Raw genomic sequence first — 8,495 nt, 5'->3', positions numbered from 1 at the left:
GGTTCGATCCGAAGTCGCTTGTGGTGTGATCGGCATCGCGGGACGGTTCGATCCGAAGTCGCTTGTGGTGTGATCGGCTTCGGGGAACCGATCGATCCGAAGTCGTCTGTGGTGTGATCGGCTTCGGGGAACCGATCGATCCGAAGTCGCTTGTGGTGTGATCGGAATCGAGGAACCGATCGATCGGAAGTCGTCTGTGGTGTGATCGGCATCGGGAAGCCGATCGATCGGCAAACCTTGCGAAGTGATCGCCGCCGAAAAAGTGCCCGGAGTCATTCGGCAGGGGGCTCCTCGCCAACGCGGGCGACTTCCGACGCCACGCAATTCCGGAACGGGCTTCGGGACGGCAGTACGAGCGGTGCCTAGCGGCGCTTCTTCACCTCGCGCAGCACCCGCGCGTCCTCCTGGTGCCGCGGCGTGTCGATGGCGCTCTTGATGGCGAGCAGGGAGTCGAGATCGATCCAATTGGCGACGGTGTCGCCGTACTTGCCCCGTATGCGCTTCGCCCACGCGTCCTCGAACCGCATCCCGCCCATGCGGAGGAAGAAGTCGATCCTGTCGGGGGCGATCCCGAGCTGCAGCACCTCCTCGTCGTGATCCGGGCTCAACAGGGCCGACGAGCCGAACTCCGCGAGCGCCGCGTTGGCCCGCTCGACGTTCTCGGGCGCGAACTCGATCCACAGGTCCATGTCCTTCGTGTACCTGGGTTTCGCGTGATAGATGAAAGCGAGCCCGCCGACGACGAGGTACCTCACCCGGTGCCGCGCGAGGAGCTCCAGCATGTCCTCGAAGTCACGGATCGTTTCCACGGCGTCCTGCCCGCACCTTCTCCACGTCCCTGCGGATCGCGACGAGCGCCGACAGGCGCTCCTGCGGCGTCATGCTCAACCAGAACTCGAGATCCCACCGCTCGGCGTCGTCGTAGTCGACGGCGCGGTGCGCGATCATGCGCCTGCGGCGGGCCTCGGTGCGCTCCTCCATCCCCATGGATCGACTATAGCCAGTCTCGAGCCGGAACGCCATCCGCGCGGCTTCTCCGCGCGGCTTCCCTGATCGGCGGGGGCGCGTCCGTGGACATGATCCCGTCTCTCCGCTTCCCACCTCGTCCGTGAACGGCTATCACTGATCCGCCCATCCACCGCGCCCGCAGCTCGGAGAAGAAGCGATGCCCAACGCCCGTCGTGTGCTTCCGGTCCTCGTCGCGCTCGTCCTCTCCGCGTGCGGCGCGCCCGCGCTGCCCGAGGGCCCGAGCGGAATGGCGACCCCGTCGGGCGGGAGCGGCGGCAAGTTCAAGTGCGAGAACGTCTCGGGCAAGACCGACCCGTGGCTCGTCGAGTGGGACGCGACGCAGAAGGCGCGGATGCAGGCCGCCGCGCGCAAGGGCGTGCTGCTCGTCCGCTACTCCGGCTGCGATCTCGAGGTGCTGTACGGCTGCGAGCAGCCGGGCGCGTACGACCTCGAGCCGACGACGCTGAGCACGAACACGGAGTACATCACCAGCGAGGACGAGGTGTTCGCCAAGCTGCCGGTGGGCGCGATCAGCCTCGTCGGCGAGTTCCGGCAGGGCGACAGGTGGTCGCTCGACTACGCGATCCTCGGGATGCAGCAGACCGCGGTCAACGAGGTCGACGGCGCACAGTTGAACGGGGAGTGCGCGCGCGCGACGCACTTCGTGTCCGCGACGGCGATCGGCGCCTACCGGCTCGTCTCCGAGGCGAAGCGCAAGGCGGCGGCGGGCGTCGAGGTTTTCGGCGCGGGCGCCGGGGCGTCGAGCGGCGACTCGGCCGGCGCGCTGCGGCAGGCGGGCGCCTACGACAGGTGCGTGTCCGCCGCGGACGCGAGCGATGCGCAGTGCCAGGCCGTCGTGCAGCTGTTCCTGTCGCCGGTGAAGCCGCCGCCGCCGCCGGCGCCGCAGGCGAGCGCGCCGGTCGAGCCCGGCAGCGCGGAGGTGCGACAGCCCGGCACGAACCTCTATTGGCTGCGCTGCCCTTTGGGGCGCACGTGGCTCGGGGTCATGTGCGGCGGCGACGTGAAGGGGATGTCCTGGACCGAGGCCAGAGGCGCCTGCCCGCCCGGATATCGGCTCCCCTCCCGCCAGGAGTACGTCGATCTGCTCGGCGGCTGCGACGACAAGGTGGCGCGCGGGAAGCCCGGCCTGTGCGCGAAGTGCAGCGCCAGCGCCGATTGCAACGCCATGTTCGCGCAGGACGCCTACCCCGCCTACTGGAGCTCGTCGCCGTTCGACGACGACCGCGCGTGGTTCGCCAGCTTCTACCGCGGAGACGTGAACCACTTCGACGCCCGGGGCGTGCACTGGGGCGTCAACATCGGCGCCGGCGCCCGCTGCGTGCGCTCCGGACAGTAGGCGCGAGCGGAAAGTGCCGCGAAAAGCGCCCAGAGTCATTCGGCCGGGGGAACCTCCTCGTTGCGGGCGGGAAGGCCGGTGAGGTAGAGTCGTCCCATGGAGTCGAAACCCACAGGAGGATGGGAACCATGAAGGCATCGATCCTGCGCGCTTCCCGGCTTTTCCTGCTCGCGGCGCTCTTCGCGGGCTGCTTCCCCCCGTACGGCGGGCACGACTACTACGAGGAGGGGTCGTGCGACTGGGAGCCCGACCTGATCGTGGACGGCTTCTCGTTCTCGACCTACGAGGCGGCGGGCACCGTGCTCGACTTCGAGGAGATCACGCTGTGCAACATCGGCGGCGCGACCTCGGACGCGGGGTACAGGTACCAGATCCTCCTGTCGCAGACGCCGGACTGGTCCGACACCGCCTGGGGCGTCTTCGAGTCCGCGCCGATGGTGGGCGTCGCGTCCTGGGACTGCGTGTCCGTCGATCCGATCGCGCCGGTCGGCGACGGCCCGCCCGAGGGCTACTACTACGTCATCGTCAGCGTCGACCCGCTGGACTCCGTGGTGGAGTGCGACGAGGACAACAACTGGACCCGCTCCGACGACGCCGTCTACGTCGTCCCGGAGGGAGCCGAGTAGCCGCGGATCGCGTGGCGCGGCGAGAACGGGGGAGGGAGATGCCCGACCAGAAGGGGAACGGGAAGGCGATCCTGGCGCTCGCCGCCGCGGCGCTCGCGGCCGCCGTCGCGGTGCAGGCGCCGCGCGCGTCGGCCCAGTGCGTGCCGTGCGCGGACTACGACTACCTGTGCTGCAACATCCCCGCGGACGACCTGTACGTGCTGACGTCGTTCACGGGCGGAGAGAGCATGGCGTGCGGCGGCACCGCGACCGGGGACTGGTACTACTCCACGAGCTGGGTCAGGTGGTACTGCGACGCCAAGCTCCGGATCACGAACCCCGAGACGGGCGACTGCGTGGTCGTCCAGGTCGCGGACGCCGGCCCCGCCTCGTGGGTCGAGGATCTCGCCGAGATGCCGATCATCGACGCGAGCACGATCGTCTGCGAGGGGCTGTTCGGCTATTCGTCGTGCGGCTGGTCGGACGGGTTCGTCGTCGAGGCGATCCAGGTGGGCGACGACACGCCGCTCGGGGTCGAGGGCTGCGCCTCGGACTCGGACGCCGACACCGACTCGGACACCGACTCGGACGCCGACTCGGGCGCCGACGGCGGCGGCGACAGCGACACGGACGCCGACTCCGATTCCGATTCGGATTCCGACGCGGACGGTGACAGCGACGACGAATGCAGCGAGTACGGCGACGACGGGAGCTGCGGGTGCCGCGCCGCCTTCGGCGCGTCGGGCCGCACCGGGGGCGCCCGCTCCCTCCTCGCCAGGCTCTTCTAGCGTTGGCGCCAAAGGTGCCAGCCGGGGATGACGGTGGCCGGGTCTTCGGCTTCAACCGGAACATCTTCTACGCCGGGCTGGTCAGCTTCCTGACCGACACGTCCACGAAGATGGTCTACTCGATCATGCCGCTGTTCCTGATGTCGCTCGGCGCGTCGAAGACGACGCTGTCGGTCATCGAGGGGATCGCGGAGAGCACCGCGGCCCTGGTCAAGACGGCGTCCGGGTTCTGGAGCGACAGGATCGGGCGCAACAAGCCGTTCATGGCGGTCGGGTACGCGATCACGGCGATCGTGACGCCCTGCTACGCCGCGGTCGTGTCGCCGTTGCAGTTGTTGGGCCTGCGCTTCGTCGAGCGTTTCGGCAAGGGGGTGCGGACCGCGCCGCGCGACAGCCTGGTGGCCGGAACTGCGGCGAAGGGGGACACGGGCCGGAGCTTCGGGCTGCACAAGGCAATGGACAACAGCGGCGCCATCGTCGGGCCCCTGCTGGCGTTCGGGCTGCTGAAGCTCTTCCCCGAAGACTACCGGACGGTGTTCGTGCTGGCGGCGATCCCGGCGGCGCTCGGGGTCGTCACGATCCTGTCGCTGATCAAGGAGGCGTCCAAGCCGAAGGAGAGCCTGTACCGGAAGTTCCGGTTCCGGGACTTCCCGAAGCGCTACTACCTGCTCCTGGGCATCGTGTTCCTCTTCACGCTGGGCAACTCGACGGACGCGCTGCTGATCGTCAAGGCGAACGAGGTCGGCGTGCAGGTCGCCTACATCCCGCTGGTCTACCTCGTGTTCAACGCCGTGTCGGTCGCCCTGTCGATCCCGCTCGGGAAGCGGTCCGACCGGATCGGGCGGGAGCGGATGCTGGCGTTCGGCTACCTCGTGTACGCCGCGGTGTACTTCGGCTTCGGGCACACCAACGACACCCGCGTGATCGTCGGGCTCTTCGCGGCCTACGGCGTGTACTCTGCGGCCACCGACGGCATCCAGAAGGCGTTCGTGTCCGACCTCCTGGACCGGAACAAGCAGGGCACCGGCCTCGGCATCTACAACGCGCTGCTGGGGCTGACGCTGCTGCCCGCCAGCGTCATCGCCGGCGTGCTGTACGACCGGGTCGACTCCAGCGTCCCGTTCTACTTCGGCGCATCGACGGCAGCCGCGGCCGCCGTCCTGATGATCGTCTTCTTCCTTGTGAACCGCCGCGGTGCGGCCTAGTCGTCGCTCCCCCAGAGCTCGCCCTCGCACTTGAACGCGAGCACGACGAACGGCACGCCCCTTTGCACGTCCTCCCCGGTTCGGAACCTGTGCGCGAGCCAGAAGCCGGTCACGAGGAGCAGCGTCGGCTTGTTGAAGGCGCTGCGCGGCTCGTCGAAGAACACGTAGGCGAGGAGCGGCCCGAGGCGTTCGGTCGGCGTGTTCTCGCCCTCGGCACCGCCGCGCGCGGCGCCGAACGCGTGGGTCACGGTGTTGCGGACTCCCGCCACCAGGCCGAAGCCGGTGACGTAGACGAGATCCGTGTCGTTCGAGAGGGCCCAGTGGAGATCGTGCGCCAGGACGTCCAGCCGGGGCTGGTAGTAGTAGCGGTCGCCGCCCTCGAGCCGCATGTCCGCCCAGTACGCCTCGAGGTTGTTCGAGAGCGCGACCGGGCCGGCCTTGGCGGCGAGGCTCGCCCGCAGCTGCAGCTCGTGCCCAGTGGTCGCGATCGCCCGCTCGGCGCCGCCTTCGATCGCGGAGTCCGAGAAGTCGTCGTCCGGGCTCTCGAACGACCGCAGGTGGCCGAAGGCGTCGTACCAGAGGACATAGTAGTAGCCGGCGGAGAGCGTCGCGATCGCGATCGGCTTGACCGCGAGCGTGGCGCCGAGGCGGGTGAGCGCCGCGTTGACCGTCGGCGTCAGGCCCAGGCTCACGTACGTGTCGTTCCACAAGATGTCGTCGCTCCTCTGCAGCCGGTAGCGGTACTCGAGCTCGATCCGATCCTCGATCCCGAGCGGGTTGTAGCGCAGGATGAGGAGGTTCCCGTAGACGAGCCTGTGGAGCGGCGGCCGCGAAGGGGCCGGACCCTGCTCCCCGGCGTGGGCGGCCCAGGAGGCGAACGCGAGCGCCGCGAGCAGCGCGGCCGATATCGACAACCGTGCTTCTTTCACCGCCCGATTCTACCAGATTCACGCGGCGCGGGACGCTGTCGCGTCTCTGCTCGCATCCACAAAATCCGCGGTCCTTGTGGCTTTGCCCTCCAGCTGATAGGTTGATCCCGTAGCGTTCATGTCGGGTGCGGAACGGGGACCAGGAAGAGCTCGGGAGGAAGGCGCTACAGCGGCCTATCTCATTTCTCCCGCCGAAGTCGAAGCAGCACGCGCGAGCGTTCCGCGTACGAGCCGGTGGCGAGGGACATCCCGCGATGACGGAGACCGCAGCGTCGGCGGCCGCCGCCACGTCGATCGCGGATGTGTGCGCGCCGCGGCGGAAGGGCAGGAAAGAGCATGATTTCGAGAGCTCCGGTCTTGCCGGGTCGCATAGCGTTCGTGGGCAGCTCGCTGCCCCGGCTGTGCGGCATCGCGACCTACACCGCCGATCTGGCCGAGGCGCTCGGCGCGCTCTACAAGTCGGTGGAGCTCTTCGCCGTCGCGGTGACCGACCCGCACGGCGCGTACACCTACACGCCGGCGGTGCGGTTCGAGATCGTCGAGAACGACCTCGCGTCCTACCGCCGGGCCGCGGACTTCCTGAACATCAACGGCGTGGATCTGTTGAGCCTCCAGCACGAGTTCGGGCTGTTCGGCGGCCCGGCCGGGAGCCACGTCCTCGCGCTGCTGCGCGATCTCAGGATGCCCGTGGTGACGACGCTGCACACGGTGCTGCGCGAGCCCGATCCGTACCAGCGCCGCGTGATGGAGGAGCTGACGACCTTGAGCAGCCGGCTGGTCGTCATGAGCCGGCGCGGCGTGGAGCTGCTGCAGGAGATCTACGGCGTCTCGCCGGAGAAGATCGATCTCATCCACCACGGCATCCCGGACGTCCCGTTCGTGGATCCCAACTTCTACAAGGACAAGTTCGCCGTCGAGGGGAAGACCGTGCTCCTGACCTTCGGCCTGCTCTCCCCCAACAAGGGGATCGAGTTCGCGATACAGGCGCTGCCCGAGGTGGTGGCCGCCTGCCCGGACACGGTCTACCTCGTGGTGGGCGCGACCCACCCGCACCTGCGCCGGCGCGAAGGGGAGGCCTACCGACTGTCCCTCTCGCGGCTGGCGCGTGAGCTGGGGGTCGAGGATCACCTGATCTTCCACGATCGCTTCGTGACCAAGGAGGAGCCCATCGAGTTCCTCGGCGCGGCCGACGTCTACCTCACGCCCTACCTCCACGAGGCGCAGGTCACCTCGGGCACCCTGGCGTACGCCGCGGGCATGGGCAAGGCCGTGGTGTCGACCCCGTACTGGCACGCCCGGGAGCTCCTGGCCGAGGACCGCGGGGTGCTCGTGCCGTTCCGCGACGGCCACGCGATCGCCGCCGCGTCGATCGAGCTCATCGGCAACGACGCGCGCCGTCACGCCATGCGCAAGCGGGCCTACCTGATGGGCCGGTCGATGGTCTGGCCCAGGGTCGCGCAGGCGTACATGGAGAGCTTCACGCAGTCGGGCGCAACGAAGCAGCGCAGCGTCGGCGACGGTGGCCGCCCGCACCTCCGGCGGTCGGATGTGCTGCCGCCTCTGAACCTCACGCATCTCATGCGGATGACCGACGACACCGGGCTCTTCCAGCACGCGATCTTCGACATCCCCGATCGCGCGCACGGCTACGCGACGGACGACAACGCCCGCGCCGTCGTGCTCGCCATGCTGCTCGAGGCCGCCGGGGACGACACCTTGATCCAGTCGGGGCACGCCGGGAGGTACCTGTCCTTCCTCGCCCACGCCCTCGACCAGGACACGGGCCGCTTCCGCAACTTCCTCTCTTTCAGCCGGCAATGGCGCGAGGAGACCGGCTCGGAGGACAGCCACGGCCGCGCGCTGTGGGCCCTGGGCATGATCGTGGGGCGCACCGGGAACGAGGGGCTCCGCGGCATGGCCAGCCGCCTGTTCGACATCTCGCTGCGCCGCCTCCTGGAGTTCAAGTCGCCTCGCGCCTGGGCCTACGGCCTGCTCGCGATCCACGAGTACCTGCGGAAGCTGTCGGGCGATCTCGGGGTGCGCGACGCGCGGATCGCCCTCGCGGAGCGCCTGCTCGCGCTGCACAGGAGGGTCGCCACCGACGACTGGCCCTGGTTCGAGGAGAGCCTGAGCTACTGCAACGCCCGGCTCCCGCACGCCCTGCTCCTCTGCGCGCAGTGGATGGATCGCGGGGACATGCACGACGTCGCCCTGCGCTCGCTCGAGTGGCTCGCCCGCATCCAGGTCTCGGCCGACGGCTGCTTCGCGCCGGTCGGCTCCAACGGCTTCTACGCGCGCGGCAAGGAGATGGCGCGCTTCGACCAGCAGCCCGTCGAGGCGTGCGCGATGGTCTCCGCCTGCCTCGAGGCGCACGGCATGACCGGCGACGGGCGGTGGCGCGCGATCGCCGAGAACACGTTCGACTGGTTCCTCGGCCGCAACGAGCTGCGCGCGCAGGTTTACGATCCGGCCACGGGCGGCTGCCGGGACGGGCTGCACCCGGACCGCGTCAACCGCAACCAGGGCGGCGAGTCCACCCTGTCGTTCCTGATGGCTCTCGTCGAGATGCGCCTTTCCCAGAACGTCCTCACGGAGAAGTGAAC

Annotated in this window: 9 protein-coding genes; 5 read left to right on the top strand and 4 right to left on the bottom strand. The window is 69.1% G+C overall.

All coding sequences use genetic code 11. The features are described from left to right. From M0R80_21515 to M0R80_21505, 3 genes are all read right to left on the bottom strand, one after another. Window positions 1-276, bottom strand: a 276-nt coding sequence (locus tag M0R80_21515; protein ID MCK9462214.1) for a hypothetical protein, incomplete at its 3' end; no start/stop codon positions are given. A gap of 86 nt (window positions 277-362) precedes the next feature. Further along, window positions 363-809, bottom strand: a complete 447-nt coding sequence (locus tag M0R80_21510; GenBank protein ID MCK9462213.1) for a hypothetical protein — start codon at window positions 807-809, stop codon at window positions 363-365. Then, window positions 793-1,023 (bottom strand): hypothetical protein, encoded by a 231-nt coding sequence (locus M0R80_21505; GenBank protein ID MCK9462212.1) that lies wholly within the window; start codon window positions 1,021-1,023, stop codon window positions 793-795. Before M0R80_21505 ends, M0R80_21510 begins: the two co-directional genes overlap by 17 nt. 142 nt (window positions 1,024-1,165) lie before the next feature. Between M0R80_21505 and M0R80_21500 the strand changes: the two genes are divergently transcribed. The 4 genes from M0R80_21500 (at window position 1,166) to M0R80_21485 (ending at window position 4,963) form a co-directional block, all read left to right on the top strand. Then, window positions 1,166-2,365 (top strand): DUF1566 domain-containing protein, encoded by a 1,200-nt coding sequence (locus M0R80_21500; GenBank protein MCK9462211.1) that lies wholly within the window; start codon window positions 1,166-1,168, stop codon window positions 2,363-2,365. Between the two features lie 128 nt (window positions 2,366-2,493). Beyond that, window positions 2,494-2,991 (top strand): hypothetical protein, encoded by a 498-nt coding sequence (locus tag M0R80_21495; protein ID MCK9462210.1) that lies wholly within the window; start codon window positions 2,494-2,496, stop codon window positions 2,989-2,991. Window positions 2,992-3,029: 38 nt separating this feature from the next. Continuing rightward, window positions 3,030-3,758, top strand: coding sequence for a hypothetical protein (locus M0R80_21490; GenBank protein MCK9462209.1), 729 nt, complete (start codon window positions 3,030-3,032; stop codon window positions 3,756-3,758). A gap of 14 nt (window positions 3,759-3,772) precedes the next feature. Continuing rightward, window positions 3,773-4,963 carry an MFS transporter gene (locus M0R80_21485; protein ID MCK9462208.1) on the top strand — a complete coding sequence of 397 codons (1,191 nt, stop codon included), beginning with the start codon at window positions 3,773-3,775 and terminating at the stop codon, window positions 4,961-4,963. On the opposite strand, the gene M0R80_21480 is transcribed toward M0R80_21485, so the two are convergent. Next, window positions 4,960-5,892 carry a hypothetical protein gene (locus M0R80_21480; protein ID MCK9462207.1) on the bottom strand — a complete coding sequence of 311 codons (933 nt, stop codon included), beginning with the start codon at window positions 5,890-5,892 and terminating at the stop codon, window positions 4,960-4,962. The genes M0R80_21485 and M0R80_21480 overlap by 4 nt on opposite strands. Before the next feature lie 336 nt (window positions 5,893-6,228). Between M0R80_21480 and M0R80_21475 the strand changes: the two genes are divergently transcribed. Continuing rightward, entirely contained in the window at window positions 6,229-8,493 is a 2,265-nt protein-coding gene (locus M0R80_21475) for a glycosyltransferase family 4 protein (GenBank protein ID MCK9462206.1), read from the top strand. The last annotated feature ends 2 nt before the right edge of the window (window positions 8,494-8,495 follow it).

It is taken from the genome of Pseudomonadota bacterium (assembly GCA_023229365.1).
Lineage (GTDB): Bacteria > Myxococcota_A > Polyangia > JAAYKL01 > JAAYKL01 > JALNZK01.
The sequence above is the reverse complement of the archived record's forward strand: the minus strand, read 5'-3'. Positions and strand labels throughout refer to the sequence as shown.